We start from the raw sequence: 17,487 nt of genomic DNA, 5'->3' as shown, positions 1-17,487 counted from the left end.
CTCGTAAAGAACAAAAAAAGATGTATATTGCAAAAATAATTCTTGAAAAAAGATTGCTAAATTAGACAAAATAATCTACACTAAAAACAGAAAAGTAGTTTTATCTTCATTCATTAAGAGTTGTAATGAGAACGGAGATAAACCTTAGTAGTGCTTGGTTGAATGGAGTGATTCTCATCCAACAACAAGACAAAAATCCACTAAGGTACACTTGATATTTTTTTGGCCAAAAAATGAATGGCTATTCATTCAATGGGAGAATAAGGGGGAATTGCTTGTGACTTACAACATTAAAAAAGCAGCTGTTCTAGGTTCTGGGGTGATGGGCTCTGGAATTGCAGCACATTTAGCAAACATCGGTATACCAACATTACTATTGGATATCGCACCGAAGGAACTGACGCAAGAGGAAGAAGCAAAGGGTCTTTCTTTAGCGCATCCAGCTGTAAGAAATCGTATTGTAAACGGAGCTTTGCAAAAGTTATTAAAGCAAAAGCCAGCACCACTTACTTCTAAGAAAAATTTATCACTACTAACGGTTGGCAACTTTGAAGATGATCTAGGGAAACTAAAAGATGTAGATTGGATTATCGAAGTTGTTGTGGAAAATTTACCAATTAAACAAAGTCTCTATGAAAAAATTGATGCTGTTCGTACACCGGGAACAATCATTAGCTCAAACACATCTGGTATTAGTATTGATGCTATGGCAGAGGGACGTTCAGATGATTTTAAAAAGCATTTCCTTGGCACACACTTTTTCAACCCACCTCGCTATTTAAAATTACTAGAGGTGATTCCTGCTAATACAACTGCTCCTGAAGTAGTTAGTTTCATGAAAACATTTGGGGAAGATGTGCTTGGTAAAGGTGTTGTACTGGCGAAGGACACACCAAACTTTATTGCAAACCGCATTGGAACATATGGTTTACTGATCACATTACAGGAAATGTTAAAAGGTGGTTATTCAGTTGGTGAAGTAGACTCTGTAACAGGTCCACTTATTGGTCGTCCAAAATCTGCAACTTTCCGTACACTAGACGTTGTTGGTTTAGATACATTTATTCATGTAGCAAAAAATGTTTACGACCAAACAATAGGTGAGGAACAGCAAGTATTTGCAGTACCTGAGTTTTTACAAAAAATGGTTGAAAACGGCTGGTTAGGTGCAAAATCGGGTCAAGGTTTCTTCTTAAAACAAGGAAAAGAGATACTTGAGATTGATCCAACAACATTATCGTATAGTCCAGCGAAAAAGTTAAAAACAGCTTCTATTGAAATGGCGAAACAAACACGTGGGTTAGCTAATAAAGTGAAGGCATTAACCTATGCAAAGGATCGTACAGGTGAGTTATTGTGGGGGATCTTTGCTCCAACATTAATTTACTCAGCACAGCTACACGGTGAAATTGCAGATGATGTTGTAGCCATTGATAATGCTATGAAATGGGGCTTCGGCTGGCAACAAGGACCATTTGAAATTTGGGATGCTATTGGTGTACAAGAATCTGTAGCAAAAATGGAGGCTGAAGGTCGAGAAGTCCCTGCATTTGTCAAAGAGATGTTAGCGAATGGCTTTGAGACATTTTATTCTGAATTAGATGGCGATGTAGCTTACTATGATGGTTCGCAATATGTGAAAGTTCCAGTCAATGAAAAAGAGATTAACTTAAAACGCTATAAGAAAAAGCATGGTGTTATTAAATCAAACACAGGTGCTAGTTTAATAGATTTAGGTGATGGAGTTGCACTGCTTGAGTTCCATTCACAATCGAACGCAATCGGTTTAGATATTATCCAAATGATTAACTTTGCGGTTGATGAAGTAGAGGCTAACTATAAGGGCTTAGTAATCGGCAATCAAGGGAAAAACTTCTGTGTAGGTGCAAATCTAGGGATGATTTTAGTAGAAGCACAGGATGATAATATTTTTGAGCTAGATTTCGTGATTAAGGCATTCCAAGATGCTATGCAAAAAATCAAATATTCACGTAAGCCTGTTGTGGCAGCACCTTTTGCCATGACATTGGGTGGAGGAGCAGAGGTTTGCTTACCAGCTGCACATATTCAAGCAACGATGGAAACGTATATGGGCTTAGTGGAAGTTGGCGTTGGTTTAATTCCAGGCGGTGGTGGTAATAAAGCGCTTTATCAAAAATTCCTAAAGGGCTTACCGAACGGCGTAGATGTAGACTATCAACATATTGCTAATAAAGTATTTGAAACAATTGCAATGGCGAAGGTTTCAACTTCTGGTGAGGAAGCACGTGAAAATAACTTCTTAAACTTTGCAGATGGTATTTCTGTTAACCCAGACCATCAACTATATGATGCGAAGCAAGCTGCATTAGCGCTTTACGAAGCGGGCTATCAACCACCTGTTCCAACAAAAGTGCCAGTGGTCGGTGCATCAGGCTACGGAACATTACTCATCGGTGCGCAAGGCATGTTTGAGTCAGGCTTTATTAGCGAACATGATTTAAAAATTGCTAAAAAATTAGCTTATGTCATTGCGGGTGGTAAGGTTCCGTACGGTACATTAGTTGACGAACAGTATCTATTGAACTTAGAGCGTGAGGCTTTCCTTAGCCTTGTTGCTGATCCACTTTCTCAGCAAAGAATGCAACACATGCTGTTAAAAGGTAAACCACTTCGTAACTAATTGACAAAATAGATCAATCTTGCACATGAAACAAAGGGGGATTAATACGATGCGTGAAGCCGTTATTGTAGCAGGAGCACGAACTCCAATTGGAAAAGCAAAAAAAGGTTCTTTAGCAACAGTAAGACCAGATGATTTTGGTGCTGTTGTAGTCAAAGAAACATTGAAAAGAGCGGGCTATGAAGGACCGATTGATGATTTAATTTTAGGCTGTGCGATGCCTGAAGCAGAGCAAGGGATGAATGTAGCACGTAGTATTGGGGCACTAGCAGGATTACCAGATACAACTCCTGCGCTAACGATTAATAGATTTTGTTCATCAGGTTTACAGGCAATTGCGTATGCAGCAGAGCGAATTATGCTAGGTCATTCAAAGGTGATTCTAGCTGGCGGTGTCGAGTCTATGAGTATGGTGCCGATGGTGGGGAATACACCACGCTTAAATCCGACATTAGCTGAAACGGCTCCGCAATATTATATGGGTATGGGACATACGGCTGAGGAAGTGGCTCGCCAGTACAATGTTAGTCGTGAAGATCAAGATGCTTTTGCAGTTCGCTCGCATGTTCTTGCTGAAAAGGCGATTAAAGAAGGCAAATTCAATGATGAAATTGTACCAATCGAAGTGGAACAGCATTACGTAGACGATCACAATAAACCACAAGTAAAAAAATTTACATTTAGTATGGATGAAGGTGTACGACCAGGTACATCAGTTGAAGGCTTAGCAAAATTGCGTCCAGCTTTCCATGTAAAGGGCAGTGTAACGGCTGGTAATGCCTCTCAAACTTCTGATGGTGCAGCAGCTGTACTAGTGATGGATCGTGAGGAGGCCGAACAGCAAGGACTGACACCAATGGCAAAATTCCTAGGCTTTGCAGTTGGTGGTGTGCCTCCTGAAGTAATGGGAATTGGTCCGATTGTGGCAGTACCTAAAGCGTTAGAAATTGCAGGTTTATCCATAGATGACATTGATTTATGGGAAATCAATGAAGCATTTGCTTCTCAATCATTACAGGTAGTACGTCATTTAGGCATCGACCAAGAAAAAGTCAATGTCAATGGTGGAGCAATTGCATTAGGTCACCCTCTAGGTGCTACAGGAGCTATTTTAACGTTAAAGCTTATTCATGAATTGAAGCGTCAAGGGAAGAAATATGGCGTGGTGACAATGTGTATTGGCGGCGGCATGGGTGCTGCTGGTGTATTTGAAATTTTATAAAATTTTCTAGATCAGCTTGAGGTGTACGGTTTACGGTTGCCTCCGAACATGTTCACATCAAGCTTTTCTATACATGTTCATTTGGGGATTAAACAATCAAAATAGATATATTGGGAGGAATTTATCATGACTGAAAAAACAACTGATTTCATTAAAGGCGGCGGATTTCTAATTGAAGATGTGGAATTAAATCGTGTATTTACACCAGAAGATTTCACTGACGAGCATAAGATGATTGCTAAAACAACAGAGGAATATGTAGCAAATGAAGTTTTACCAGTAGTTGAAAATTTAGAGCACCATGAATTTGAGCATTCAGTGCGTCTCCTAAAAAGTGCAGGCGAATTAGGTTTGCTTGGAGCAGATGTGCCAGAAGAATATGAAGGGCTTGGACTAGACAAAGTTTCTTCAGCTTTAATTGCTGAGAAAATGTCTGTTGCAGGTGGTTTTTCCATCACACATGGTGCACATGTTGGGATTGGTTCACTACCAATCGTTCTATTTGGTAATGAAGATCAAAAGAAAAAATATTTACCTAAGCTTGCTTCAGGTGAATTAATCGCAGCATATGCATTAACAGAGCCAGGCTCAGGTTCAGATGCTCTAGGGGCAAAAACGACTGCGAAATTAAATGAGGCAGGCACACATTATATTTTAAATGGTGAGAAGCAATGGATTACAAATGCAGGCTTTGCTGACGTATTTGTTGTTTATGCAAAAATTGATGGTGATAAATTCTCTGCCTTTATCGTAGAACGTGCCTACAATGGCGTTTCAGTAGGCCCAGAAGAGAAGAAAATGGGGATTAAATCATCGTCAACTCGTACATTAGTATTAGAAGATGCGGAAGTACCTGTAGAAAATCTATTAGGTGAAATTGGTCGTGGGCATGTCATTGCCTTCAACATTTTAAATATTGGTCGTTATAAGCTTGGTGTGGGCACAATTGGTGGCTCTAAACGTGCATTGGAGTTAGCTATCCAGTATACAAACCAACGTCAGCAATTTAAAACAAAGCTTTCTGATTTCAATCTAACAAAAGAGAAATTGTCAACAATGGCTTCTCAATTGTACGCGTCCGAATCATTAAACTATCGTACTGTTGGTCTATTTGAGGATCGTTTAAGCCAGTTAAGCCTTGAAGAGCAAAAGCAAGGAAAAGTAATTGCAGGTGCTATTGCTGAGTATGCAATTGAATGCTCTATTGCGAAAGTATTTGGGTCGGAAACATTAGATTATATTGCAGATGAAGCCGTACAATTACATGGCGGTTATGGCTTTATGGCTGAATATGAGGTAGAGCGTATTTACCGTGATTCTCGTATTAATCGAATTTTTGAAGGTACAAATGAAATTAACCGCATGATTGTCCCTGGCACATTTATGAAAAAGGCGCTAAAAGGCGAGCTTCCTTTATTACAAGTTGCTCAAAATTTACAGCAAGAGCTGCTAATGTTAATGCCAGAAGACATCGGTACAGAGCCACTAGCACAAGAAAAATATTTAGTGAAAAATGCTAAGAAGATTGCTGTATTAGCTGCAGGCTTAGCAGCACAACGCTTTGGTGCGAAGCTTGATCAGGAGCAAGAGGTATTAGTGAATATTGCCAATATCGCTAACCAATTATTTGCAATGGAGTCAGCTGTCTTACGTACAGAAAAGGCAATTGCTCGTGATGGCGCTGAAAAAGCACAGCAGAAATTGCTATACACGCAAATCTTCTGCCAAGAAGCATTCACAGAAATCGAAAAGGAAGCAAAAGACACAATTCTTGCTTCAGCAGATGGCGATGCAGCACGTATGACATTATCTGCACTTCGTAAATTAACACGCAATAATCCTTATAACTTAATTGCGAAGAAACGTGAAGCTTCTGTTAAACTAATCGAAGCTGAAAAATATATTGTTTAATAGCATACACTTTCACTTAGCTATCTGTAAGAGGATAGCTAGGTTTTTTTATGAGAGATGGATAGAAGCTTGAAACTGACGGATAGAACAGCTAGATTGACGGATAAAATGGAGAAAGTGATGAATAGAACAGCAAAACGGATGGTTAGGCTTACGAAAATGAGAGAAGTTCCACCATTCGAAACAATTATGATGGTATACTACAGAAAAAGACAGTAGAGGAGCATTTTAATGACGATTCAATTTATCCATTATCCGAAATGTACGACATGTAAAAAAGCACAAAAGTGGTTAAATGATCATGAGGTTTCCTATGAAGAGGTACACATTGTAGAGCAATCGCCAACAAAGGATGAAATAAAAGCCATTTGGCAAGCCAGTGGACTGCCTTTGAAGAAATTTTTTAATACATCGGGTATGAAATATCGTGAGCTTGGTTTAAAGGACAAGCTAGCGGAAATGACTGAAGATGAGCAGCTGGGGCTACTTGCTTCTGATGGGATGTTAATCAAACGTCCAATCGTAACGGATGGCCAAAAAGTAACGCTAGGGTTTAAAGAATCAGATTTTGAGCAAACTTGGAAATAGCCGTATTTAAACAGGATCGAACGACTCTTCTAACCGAGATAAAGTCACCGGCAGATGTCACAAATTTTTAACAGAGATGTATTTCAAGTAACTTGAAAAAATTGTGGACTGCAATTAAGCTGGCACGTAATTGAATCTTGTTTTTATAGGAGAAGTATGGCACACTGAAAGTGAATATATTACATATTTATGGAGGGGTTTTTTGCATGAGCACACCTAAAGACTTACGTTATTCTGAAGAACATGAATGGGTAAAAACAGAAGATGGAAAAGTACGTATTGGTATTACTCACTTCGCACAATCTGAATTAGGAGATATCGTTTTCGTTGAGCTTCCACAAGTTGGCGACGAAATCAAAACAGATGATCCATTCGGTAGCGTAGAATCAGTTAAAACTGTTTCTGAATTGTATGCACCAATCTCAGGTACTGTAGTTGAAGTAAATGCAGATTTAGAAGATAGCCCAGAATTCGTTAATGAATCACCATATGAAAAAGCATGGATGATCGTTGTGGAGCCTGCTGATGCATCAGAAGTTGAAAAACTAATGACAGCAGAGCAATACGAAGAAATGATCGCTGAATAAGACAAGCTATAATCGAAAAACGTCGGAAACTACCGGCGTTTTTTGTTATATAATGACTTATAATGGGGATGTCTAAATGGAGGTGGCGTAATGTTCGAGGGAAAATGCTTAATAGTAGAAGGACGCTCAGATAAGCTACAAATTGAGCCAATTTTAAATGAGAATGTTACAATACTATGTACGAATGGTACAATTGGTGTGCATCAATTAGAAGAGCTGCTCGATCCCTATGAGAGCTGTGAGCTATTTACTTTTTTTGATGCAGATACTTCAGGCGATAAGCTACGTGCATTAATGGACAGACATTATCCAGAGGCAGAGCATTTACGTACAATGCCAACCTATAAGGAAGTAGAGACGACACCAAGAAAAGTGTTAGCGATGATATTACTGCGTGCACATTTTTCAATCCATAATGAATATATTTTGTAAGGTTGCGTGAGGAAATGGAAGAATGGTCAAAAGAGCAGTGGGAAACGGCTAAACAGTCTGGACAGAAAGCTGCATTTTATTTATATACACCGATGTGTGGAACGTGTGCAGTGGCATCTAAAATGATGGCCATTATTGAACAATTACTGCCACAGCTACCAATAGGTAAAGCGAATATAAATTTTTTAGAGTATGTTGCTGTTGAGCACCAAATTGAAAGTGTTCCGTGTTTACTTGTTAGTGATGGCGGAAAAGTGACAGATAAGATTTATGCTTTTCAATCCGTACCATTTTTATACGAATTGTTAAAAAAATCAATTGACTGAACTTTACTAGCGTGGTAAAGTATCAAATATATTACTAAAACATTAAATATATCGAACTCTTATAAAGAGTGGCGGAGGGAAGTGCCCTATGAAGCCCGGCAACCATCACAAAGTGAAAAGGTGCCAAATCACTCAAAGATTTTTCTTTGAAAGATGAGAGAACGGTTTAACGTTATTATACGTGACCCCTTCTACTTGTCTGTGAGTGAAGGGGTTTTCTATATGAGAAAAGGAGTATTCGCTATGATCCAGCTTCAAAATATTACGAAGAAGTACAAAACAGCAAATGGCGAATTAACGGCAGTCAAAGACGTCAACCTTACCATTAATAAAGGTGAAATTTTTGGCATTATCGGCTATAGTGGCGCTGGTAAGAGTACCATGATTCGTTTATTAAACGGTTTAGAGAAACCGACAACAGGAACAGTAACGGTGAACAGTCAAGAATTTTCATCGATTAAAGGGCAAAAGCTTAGAGCAGCTAGACAAAAGGTAAGTATGATTTTCCAACATTTCAATTTACTTTGGTCTAGAACAGTTGCCGAAAATATTGCATTTCCTCTAGAAATAGCAGGTGTTTCAAAGGCTCAACGTGAAGCACGAGTGAAGGAATTAATTGCACTTGTTGGTCTAGAGGGACGTGACAGGGCATATCCATCCCAGCTTTCTGGTGGACAAAAGCAGCGTGTAGGGATTGCCCGTGCATTAGCGAATAATCCAGAGGTTTTACTATGTGATGAGGCGACTTCCGCACTCGATCCTGAAACGACGGATGCCATTCTTGATTTACTCGTTGATATCAATGAACGTTTAGGCTTAACAATCGTTTTGATTACCCATGAAATGCATGTCATCCGCAAAATTTGTCATCGTGTAGCGGTCATGGAGGCAGGCGAAATAGTGGAACGTGGTGAGGTATTGCAAGTTTTCCAAGCACCACAAGCGGCTATTACTAAAAAATTCGTATCTCAGATTACGGATACAAAGGAAACACAGGATACGGTGGCACAAATCAAAACAAATTATCCAACTGGACAACTTGTCAAACTGATTTTTGTTGGTGAAAAGACCGAGCAGCCGGTTATCTCACATCTTGTGAAACAATTTGATGTAGAAGTAAGCATTGTTCATGGTAATATTTCGCAAACGAAAAACGGTGCATACGGTACACTGATTGTGCAAATTGATGGCTCGAAAACAAATGTGGCTGAAGCCCTTCGTTATTTAAATACAGTCGAAGTACAAACGGAGGTGATCGCAAATGCTAACTAATCTTTTTCCAAACGTAGACTGGGAAAATATGTGGCAAGCTATGTATGAAACATTGTACATGACGGCAATTTCTACAGTTGTCACATTTATTCTTGGGTTAGTCATTGGGATCGTTCTATTTTTAACAAGCCCTAATCAGCTATGGGCTAATAAAATGGTTAACTTTTTAACGGGTTCAATCGTTAATATTTTCCGCTCCATCCCATTTATCGTGTTAATTATTTTATTAATTCCATTTACGAAATTCTTACTTGGTACGATTCGGGGAGCAAATGCGGCATTACCTGCTCTAATTATCGGTGCAGCCCCGTTCTACGCTCGTATGGTATTGATTGCGTTACGTGAAATAGATAAAGGTGTCATTGAAGCAGCCCGTTCAATGGGGGCAAAAACATCCACAATTATTTGGAAAGTACTGATCCCTGAATCTTTACCAGCACTAATTTCAGGAATTACTGTAACGGCTGTTGCCCTCGTTGGTTATACTGCAATGGCAGGGATTATCGGTGCAGGTGGTCTTGGTAACTTAGCTTTCCTAGACGGCTTCCAACGAAATCGCCAAGATGTGACATTAATGGCAACTATTTTGATCTTAGTAGTTGTATTTATCATTCAATGGATTGGTGATCTCATAACGGTGAAGATCGATAAACGTTAGTAAGACTAAAAGAGGTTAATCCGGTTCTAACCGCTAACATATTTGAAACAAATAAAAGGGAGTGTCATAAATGAAAAAGTTATTAGCAGGATTATTTTTATCTATACTTGTACTAGCATTAGCAGCTTGTGGTACAGATAAAAAAGAAGATGCCAATTCAGCATCTGATCAAACAGATAGTAAAGACAATGTAACATTAAAAGTAGGTGCTTCTAATACACCACACGCAGTTATCCTAGATAAAGCAAAATCAATTTTAGCTAAAGAAGGCATCGACCTTGAAATTGAAACTTATACAGATTATGTTCTTCCAAACCAAGATCTAGATTCAAAAATACTTGATGCAAACTATTTCCAACATATTCCATACTTAGAGCTGCAAATTAAAGATAATGGCTATGATTTCGTGAATGCTGGTGGCGTTCATATTGAACCAATCGGTATTTACTCAAAAAAATATAAAACTTTAGAAGATCTGCCTGAAGGCGCAACAATCTTACTTTCTAACTCAGTATCAGACCACGGTCGTATGCTATCATTACTGGAAGCTAAAGGCTTAATTAAATTAAAAGAAGGTATTGATAAAACGGCAGCAGAAATAAAGGATATTGAAGAAAATCCTAAAAACTTTAAATTCGATGCGAATACTGCACCAGAAATGCTTGTACAAATGTATGAAAATGATGAGGGCGATGCAGTACTTATCAACTCTAACTTTGCGATCGATAATGGTTTAAATCCAATCGAAGATGCTATTTCTCTTGAAGACAAAGAATCTCCATATGTGAATATTATCGCAGTACGTGCAGGCGACGAAACAAGACCAGAAATTAAAAAATTATTAGAAGTATTAACTTCTAAAGAAATCCAAGACTTCATTTTAGAAGAATGGAAAGGTGCAGTAGTACCAGTACAATAATTAAAAGGGTAAGTGAGTGATCTAACTCACTTACTTTTTTATTAGCCCCCTCAAGTATCGCTCATTAATGATACTTGAGGGGGCTATTTTTATTGCAATTATTAAAAAATGTTGATTTACCAATAATTAACATAATTTAGTGTTGATTTTTTTAGAGTTAGAAAGTAATTCTGAAATTATTTGTTAAATAGGATGAACATTATTGCACAAATATTATTAAATTACATAAAATGTAGGTGTTTATGAGTATATTTTATGATTGTTTAGAAATTGTTTAGTTATAATTAGTACTATATAAATGTTGATGAAGTTTTTTTGAGTTAAATTTATTTTTTTAATCTATTTTGACTAGAAAAATCATACGTAAGTATGTAGCGATGAAAGGAGTCTGTACAGTACGATGATGAGAAGTGACAAATTACTTTGCAGAATGCTTGCCATGAATAACTATGGTCAAACGAAGCTGTAACGAAAAGAACGATGACAATGGACTACTAGATTAGATAAAGGAGTAATTTTTTATGACAATTGAAACGACATCATTAAGCAAAGCTTTATCAAAAAAAATCCACACAAAAAAAGCTACAATTGGGGTTATTGGGCTTGGCTATGTAGGGTTACCATTTGCAGTGGAAATGGTTCAAAGTGGGTTTCAGGTAATAGGCTTTGATAAAAACCAAGATAAAATCATGCAGTTACAAAATGGTCATAGTTATATCGCTGATCTACCTAAAGAAAATATACAGCAAATGCTAAAGAGTAATCAATTTGAGCCAACGAATGATTTTTCTAAGCTTTCACAAGTGGATGTCGTTATGATTTGTGTGCCTACACCTACTACTGCAGAAGGAACTCCCGATATTTCATATATAAAAGAAGCAACACATACCATCGGACAATATATCAAGACGAATGGGTTAGTTATTCTTGAAAGCACAACGTATCCTGGGACAACAGAAGAAATTGTCCAGCCTATTTTAGAAAACTATGGTTTTGTGATTGGTCAAAATTTATTTTTAGCCTATTCACCAGAACGTGTGGATCCAGGAAATATCAACTTTTCCGTATCAAATACGCCTAAAGTGGTTGGTGGAATAACCGCAGCATGCTTAGAAGTATCAAAGATCTTTTATGAAACAGTCATTCATACCAATGTTTGTCCTGTTTCAAGCCCAAGAGTGGCTGAGATGGAGAAATTGCTGGAAAATACATTTCGTCAAATTAATATTGCCCTTGTCAACGAGTTAAGTCAGATTTGCTACAAAATGGATATCGATATTTGGGAAGTCATTCATGCAGCTTCTACAAAGCCATATGGTTTTATGCCATTTACACCTGGACCAGGAGTAGGAGGGCATTGTATTCCAGTCGATCCTAAATACTTATTGTGGGCAGGACAACAACACGGGATCTCGGCAACGCTAATTGAAGCGGCAGATAAAGTCAATGATTCCATGCCTCATTTTGTTGTGAACAGATTAGAAAACTACTTACGTCTACAAAGTAAAGAGCTGTGTAAGGCAAACATTGTTGTCATTGGCGTTACTTATAAGCCCAATATAAATGATTCACGTGAATCTCCAGCACTTCGTGTTATTCAACAACTACTAGATAATCAGTGTCAGTTAAAGATTATCGATCCTTTTATTGAAACCTTTTCTGTAGAGCAAGCTCTTGTTAAGACGGACCTACTAACAGTAGAAATAATCCAACAGGCAGACGCAGTATTAATTTTAACGAATCATTCAGATATTGATTACTCTTTAATTGACCAACAGGCTTCTTTAATTTTTGATACACGAAATACCCATTTTCTGTTTAAAAATAAAAATTATTACAAATTATAAGGAGAATTCATGGGAAATGAAACAACTTAAACTATGTGGTCTGCTCATTCTACTGTTGTTAGCAGGCTGTCAATCTACTCCTAAAGAAACGATTCACCCAGTTGATTCTACCATAGACGTCAAAAAATCTGATGGTACTATGAGTGACTTAATCAGTCATGCCAATATAGTTGTGCCAAAGGTTGCCTTAACATTTAATGGCTTCGCAGATAATGAAACGATGGAGTTATTACTGACAAAATTAGATGAATCGAATATGAAAGCAACCTTTTTTCTAGAGGGGATGCGTGTTGCTCAGGAGCCAGAGCTTGTTAAAGAAATATTAAAAAGGGGACATGAGGTGCAAAATGGTACATTGACATTTCCAGATGTATCAACTTTAGATTATGACCAAACGTATGAAGAAATCGTTTTAACCAATCAAATTTTTAAAGAGCATTTAGGTTATACACCACAATTTGTTCGCAGTCGCTCAGGTGATGTTACCGATAATATGCGCTTAGCAGCAGCAGCACTAAATATGAAGGCCGTTATTGGATTATCTATTAATCCACTTGATCGAAAAATGCAAAGTGCTCAGGAATTGACCGACTATATCGGCCAATATATTGATAGGGGCTCTATTATTCATCTCAACACATACATTAACCCTGCTATTATAGATGCCATTCCTTTATTAGCCCAATTAGCGAACGAACGGGAGTATACCTTTACTACTTTAAGTGATTTATTAGATGAGCGCTATTTAACAAAGTCTGTAGAAGAGATAGCTGGTTATGATGCTGTTAGCCCCAATTTAAATTATGAGCAGGTCAAGCCGAATTTATATTATCGGAAAGAGACGACTAAAAAGGAGATTGCCATTACTTTTGATGACTGGGCACATGAAAAAAGAGTAAAAGAAGTGTTGGATATTTTACGTAAATATGAAATCAAAAGCACCTTTTTCTTAATCGGTAGTGGCGTGGAGAAAAATCCACAATTAGCAAAGATGATTGTAGAGGAAGGTCATGAGGTAGCTAGTCACTCCTATTACCATCTAGATGTTACGAAAATGACACCCGAAGATTTACAGGACGATTTAGTAAAAGCACATAGGGCTTTGACCTATGCGCTACAAGAGCCACCTCTACTCTATTTTAGACCAGCACAAGGCATAATGGATGAGCGAACAGCCAAAATCATCACTGCTGCGGGCATTAAAACGATTGCTATGTATGATATAGCTTCTTTTGATTGGAATTTAGAGTATACAGCACAAGACATTTATGATCGAGTGATGTCTAGGGTCGGGCCAGGAAAGGTCATTGTCATGCACATTTTAGATGGAACTAATACGGTAGAAGCACTGCCACTCATCATTGAAAAGCTGCAACAAGATGGTTACAGCTTTAGTAAAATGTCGACGTGGATTGAAGAAGATTCAAATAGGGATGTGAATGAATGATGAAAACGAAAAAAGAGGTTTTAACCATACCACGCTCTGATCGTCGGATTTTATCAAATATTCCTGATCCCGAAAATGTACGGAGCCTTGTCAATCGGCGTGGAGCATCCTACCAGAAAGATAAAATTGATCCTGCCGATGTGAATGAAATTTATCGGCTCCAACAACTAAGCTTGCGCTATGAAACTCATTTTGAGGTGCAAATTAAACGAGCACGACGTCAAGTGAGTTCAGACAAATACTATGCGGAGGATATTTCAGTAACAGGTATCCTTGTTTACACGAATCAGCCCCATCATTTACTCATCGATGAAATTTTAACAATGAATTTTACAATACCAGGTGGAGCGATGCCTGAGGGCTATGAAGCTAAAGTAAAGTTAAAGGCTAAGGTTAAACGTTTTTTTACGAAAGAGATAGATGGACAAATCCGGTATTACGTTGCCTGTGAATTTTTACAGCCTTTGAATGAATATATGACAAAAAAACGTTGGGGCATTTCTATTTTTATGGCCAGTTTATTTTTATTGGTTGTATCACTTATTGTCATGTTAATGCGAGCCGAAAGTGTGATTTACTTTAGGTTTAATAAATTTTTATATTTATATAGTATTATTGCGGCTACGTTTCTACTAAGTAGATATATATTTGGTATTTTCTATAAGAATGTACCAATCAATCCGAAGTTTGAACCAGGTGTATCGATTATTATCCCCGTGTTTAATGAGGAAGAATGGATTCATCGCACAATTTCAAGCTGTATCAATCAATATTATCCAGTAGATAAATTAGAAGTCATTGTTGTGGATGATTGTTCAACAGATCGTACAGAAGAAAAGGCAAAGGACATGATTGACCTTATTCATCAAGAGGGCGAGCGTTTTAGGACAAATGATCGCTTACAGTTTTATAAGCTGCCACAAAATGGAGGGAAACGGGAAGCGTTAGTAGCTGGTGTTCATCAAGCAAAGCATGATTTAGTTGTTTTTGTGGATTCAGATAGCTTTTTAGAGCCACATGCAATCCGCAATTTAGTACAGCCATTTCAAGATCCTAAAATGGGTGGTGTAGCTGGCCGAACTGAGGTTGAAAATAAATTTACGAATGCTCTAACGAAATTACAAACGGTCCGTTATTATATCGCCTTCCGCATTATGAAAGCGGCTGAATCATGGTTTGATACGGTTACTTGCTTATCTGGGCCATTAGCATGTTATCGAAAAGAGCTTATTTTAAAAAATGAAAAGGCCTGGCTCAATCAAAAATTTCTTGGTCAGCCAGCGACATTTGGTGATGATCGCAGTATGACTAACTATATTTTGAAAACGCATCGAACAGGTTATCAGGACAATGCCATTTGCTCAACGATCGTACCCTCTGACACAAAAGTTTTTTTATCACAGCAAATGAGATGGAAACGCTCTTGGCTAAGAGAATCATTACGAGCATTTTTATTTATGTGGAAAAAAGAACCGTTTATGTTCCTTTTCTTCATTATTGGTTTAATTGTGCCGATTGCTGCACCAATTGTCGTTGTTTATAACTTAATTTATGTACCACTGATGTATGGTATTTTTCCAACCACTTTTTTAATTGGCTTACTACTAATGGCCATGCTAATGAGTTTGGCTCATTTATTCTTTAGAAAAAGTAAATTATGGGGATTTGGCTTTATCTTTGTTCTCTATTATGAATTTATTTTGCTTTGGCAGATGCCAGTTGCTTGGGTGACGTTTTGGAAATCTACATGGGGGACAAGGGAGACACCTCAGGACATTCTCGCGAAAGAAAAGAAAATGGAAAAGCAAAAATTACGAAAATCCCGATTTTCGATGTTAAAAATTAGAAAAATGGGTGAGAAGGAATGAATGAGAGAAATATAGAACTCCAGCCAGCAAAAAAAAATCGTCGAAAAATCATCCGTTCAATCGTGCAATTAATCATTGTAGTTTTGTTAGCTGTTATTTTAATAAAAGCTGTATTTTTAACAGAGAAACGAACAGCTGAAACGGTACCATTAAACAATAAAGAGGGCTTTATTGCCCTTTCCTATTTCGGTGTGAGTAGAAATGATTCACCTAAATATGTGTCCAAAAAGAATTTAGAAGAACAATTAACATTGCTAGAAAAGCAAGGTTATCAAACCATTACGCAACAGGATATTTTAGATTTTTATCAAAAAGATAAACCATTGCCAGAAAAAGCATTGTATTTATCGTTTGAGGATGGACGAACAGACTCCAGTATTTTTGCTCAAAATATTATGGAAAAATTAAATTATAAGGCGACGATGTTTACGTATGCTAATAAAATGGATACGCGAGACAATAAATTTTTAAAGCCTAAAGATTTAAAGCTAATGGAACGAAGCGGTTATTGGGAGCTAGGATCTAATGGATATAGGCTAACCTATATTAATATTTTTAATGATAAGGGACAGTCTCTTGGTGTGATTGATGAAAATAATGTACCAAATAAAACAACGATAGAATACTATAACCACTATTTAATGGACTTTATTCGAAATCAATATATGATTCCAAGTGAAACACGATTAGAGATGGAAAAACGCATTCGCAAGGATTACACATTGATGGAGGAAATTTATCAACAGGAGTTTGGCGAAGTGCCGAAAGCCTATGCAATTATGCATGCCAATTCACTGTATAACAATATGGACCCACTTGTTCAGCATGTCAATGATAAGGAAATTAAAGACAAGTTTCGTATGCACTTCAATTTAGAGTTAGGTGCCTATAATGATCGAGAGGCAGATTTGTATAATTTAAATCGCTTGCAAGTCTCCCCCTATTGGTCAACCAATCATGTCATGATGAAAATCCGTCAAGCTAGTAAACAAAATGTTGAATTCAAAATAGGGGATCTTTCATTAGCACAGAAGTGGGATGTAATGAACGGTGCTGCTGAATTTGAAAATAATGAAGTTACGTTAACATCAGCACCATCAAGTGAAGGGAGAATTCTCTTTAAGGAAGCCTTACCCGAAAACTATCAGGCGCATTTTACTTTTAAGGGAAATGTTGTGGGTCAGCAAACCTTCTATATTAATTACGATGAAAAAACGAATAGCTATTTGCGAGTTGCATTAGTAGATAATGAGATTGTGATTAGCGAAAAATTACCAGGAGCAGGAATTGTTGAAAAGCAGCGTTTTCAGTTAAATGAAATAAAATGGAATGAAGAGGAATATGCCTTTAACAAAGCGACCGTTTATTCCTATCAAGATACACAAAATGGGTCACGGATTAATGACAAAGAATACCCAAGAAACTTAACGAAAAAAAGAGTATTTAACATTACCGTGAATAAGGATAAAATAGAAATAGATGTTGATAATGTATTATCCGAGACCGTTCAAATAAATCCATTGTTACAAGGGTCACAAATTGGATTTGGTGCATTGTACAGTAAAAAGGATACTTCACATGAACAGTATGCAGATGATATTTACGATACATTGATAGAGGATATATTAATTACAGACAGTAAAGATCAAACCATATTTACGAACCAATATACGAATTTTGAGAAGGTGAAGCATAAAACCATCACCATGTTTAATCATGTTGTGGATTTCTTTATTGAAACCTTCTAA

Annotated in this window: 14 protein-coding genes and 1 riboswitch; all 14 genes read left to right on the top strand. The window is 37.4% G+C overall.

What is annotated here, in order from left to right; translation table 11 throughout:
• The first annotated feature begins 277 nt into the window (after positions 1 to 277).
• Entirely contained in the window at positions 278 to 2,662 is a 2,385-nt protein-coding gene (locus NV349_RS18270) for a 3-hydroxyacyl-CoA dehydrogenase/enoyl-CoA hydratase family protein (RefSeq protein ID WP_271910814.1), read from the top strand.
• A 49-nt stretch (positions 2,663 to 2,711) separates the two neighbouring features.
• Positions 2,712 to 3,884 (top strand): acetyl-CoA C-acetyltransferase, encoded by a 1,173-nt coding sequence (locus NV349_RS18265; protein WP_036119628.1) that lies wholly within the window; start codon positions 2,712 to 2,714, stop codon positions 3,882 to 3,884.
• A 126-nt stretch (positions 3,885 to 4,010) separates the two neighbouring features.
• Positions 4,011 to 5,795 carry an acyl-CoA dehydrogenase FadE gene (locus tag NV349_RS18260; protein ID WP_036119631.1) on the top strand — a complete coding sequence of 595 codons (1,785 nt, stop codon included), beginning with the start codon at positions 4,011 to 4,013 and terminating at the stop codon, positions 5,793 to 5,795.
• A 231-nt stretch (positions 5,796 to 6,026) separates the two neighbouring features.
• Positions 6,027 to 6,383: an arsenate reductase family protein gene (locus NV349_RS18255; RefSeq protein WP_271910813.1), complete on the top strand. Its 357-nt coding sequence runs from the start codon at positions 6,027 to 6,029 to the stop codon at positions 6,381 to 6,383.
• 206 nt (positions 6,384 to 6,589) lie between these two features.
• A complete protein-coding gene (gcvH, locus tag NV349_RS18250; protein ID WP_036119635.1) occupies positions 6,590 to 6,970 on the top strand; it encodes a glycine cleavage system protein GcvH in 381 nt (126 codons plus the stop codon).
• Between the two features lie 90 nt (positions 6,971 to 7,060).
• A complete protein-coding gene (locus NV349_RS18245; RefSeq protein WP_036119638.1) occupies positions 7,061 to 7,402 on the top strand; it encodes a toprim domain-containing protein in 342 nt (113 codons plus the stop codon).
• A 14-nt stretch (positions 7,403 to 7,416) separates the two neighbouring features.
• Positions 7,417 to 7,728, top strand: a complete 312-nt coding sequence (locus NV349_RS18240) for a thioredoxin family protein (protein ID WP_271910810.1) — start codon at positions 7,417 to 7,419, stop codon at positions 7,726 to 7,728.
• Positions 7,729 to 7,784: 56 nt separating this feature from the next.
• A riboswitch (SAM riboswitch) is annotated at positions 7,785 to 7,888 on the top strand.
• Between the two features lie 83 nt (positions 7,889 to 7,971).
• A complete protein-coding gene (locus NV349_RS18235) occupies positions 7,972 to 9,000 on the top strand; it encodes a methionine ABC transporter ATP-binding protein (protein WP_036119655.1) in 1,029 nt (342 codons plus the stop codon).
• Positions 8,990 to 9,658: a methionine ABC transporter permease gene (locus NV349_RS18230; protein WP_036119643.1), complete on the top strand. Its 669-nt coding sequence runs from the start codon at positions 8,990 to 8,992 to the stop codon at positions 9,656 to 9,658. The genes NV349_RS18235 and NV349_RS18230 overlap by 11 nt, the downstream gene beginning before the upstream one ends.
• Before the next feature lie 70 nt (positions 9,659 to 9,728).
• A complete protein-coding gene (locus NV349_RS18225) occupies positions 9,729 to 10,577 on the top strand; it encodes a MetQ/NlpA family ABC transporter substrate-binding protein (protein WP_271910808.1) in 849 nt (282 codons plus the stop codon).
• 521 nt (positions 10,578 to 11,098) lie between these two features.
• Positions 11,099 to 12,424: a nucleotide sugar dehydrogenase gene (locus NV349_RS18220; protein WP_058844825.1), complete on the top strand. Its 1,326-nt coding sequence runs from the start codon at positions 11,099 to 11,101 to the stop codon at positions 12,422 to 12,424.
• Between the two features lie 16 nt (positions 12,425 to 12,440).
• Positions 12,441 to 13,871 carry a polysaccharide deacetylase family protein gene (locus NV349_RS18215; protein WP_271910805.1) on the top strand — a complete coding sequence of 477 codons (1,431 nt, stop codon included), beginning with the start codon at positions 12,441 to 12,443 and terminating at the stop codon, positions 13,869 to 13,871.
• Positions 13,868 to 15,739, top strand: coding sequence for a glycosyltransferase family 2 protein (locus tag NV349_RS18210; RefSeq protein ID WP_271910803.1), 1,872 nt, complete (start codon positions 13,868 to 13,870; stop codon positions 15,737 to 15,739). The genes NV349_RS18215 and NV349_RS18210 overlap by 4 nt, the downstream gene beginning before the upstream one ends.
• Positions 15,736 to 17,487 carry a polysaccharide deacetylase family protein gene (locus NV349_RS18205; protein WP_271910802.1) on the top strand — a complete coding sequence of 584 codons (1,752 nt, stop codon included), beginning with the start codon at positions 15,736 to 15,738 and terminating at the stop codon, positions 17,485 to 17,487. Before NV349_RS18210 ends, NV349_RS18205 begins: the two co-directional genes overlap by 4 nt.

This window comes from Lysinibacillus sp. OF-1, from assembly GCF_028356935.1.
Classification (GTDB): Bacteria; Bacillota; Bacilli; order Bacillales_A; family Planococcaceae; genus Lysinibacillus; species Lysinibacillus fusiformis_D.
This window is presented reverse-complemented; position numbering and strand designations above follow the sequence as displayed.